Origin of the sequence: Neisseria sp. HMSC31F04, from assembly GCF_001807735.1 — a bacterium.
GTDB classification, from domain to species: Bacteria; Pseudomonadota; Gammaproteobacteria; order Burkholderiales; family Neisseriaceae; genus Neisseria; species Neisseria elongata.
Genome location: NZ_KV790807.1, coordinates 1 through 606, shown reverse-complemented (window position 1 = coordinate 606; position 606 = coordinate 1). Strand labels below are relative to the sequence as shown.

Below are 606 nucleotides of genomic sequence, written 5' to 3'. Positions count from 1 at the left end.
ACGGCAGCACATGGACCAGGGGCAAAGTGCCCGACCGCGTCGGCATAGAAAACCGACCCGCCATTGTCGACCGGAAAACCCGCATCGGCGATTGGGAGGCCGACACCATCATCGGCAAAGATCAGAAAAGCGCATTACTGACCTTGGTCGAACGCGTTACCCGCTACACGATCATCTGCAAATTGGACAGCCTCAAAGCCGAAGACACTGCCCGGGCAGCCGTTAGGGCATTAAAGGCACATAAAGGCAGGGTGCACACCATCACCATGGATAACGGCAAAGAGTTCTACCAACACACCAAAATAGCCAAAGCATTAGTAGCGAAAACCTATTTTTGCCGCCCCTACCATTCTTGGGAGAAAGGGCTGAATGAGAACACCAACGGACTCATCCGCCAATATTTCCCCAAACAAACCGATTTCCGAAACATCAGTGATCGGGAGATACGCAGGGTTCAAGATGAATTGAACCGCCGGCCGAGAAAAACACTTGGCTACGAAACGCCAAGTGTTTTATTCTTGAATCTGTTCAAACCACTGGTACCCTAGTGTTGCACTCGAAATCCGAATCCAAGAACATCTACATTTCCACCCGCGAAGAGCGCGA

The 606-nt window shown here is 51.3% G+C and carries 1 protein-coding gene; it reads left to right on the top strand.

Annotation, left to right across the window (positions count from 1 at the left end):
• Positions 1-548, top strand: a 548-nt coding sequence (locus tag HMPREF3107_RS06880; protein WP_141742850.1) for an IS30 family transposase, incomplete at its 5' end; no start/stop codon positions are given.
• Between the last annotated feature and the right edge of the window lie 58 nt (positions 549-606).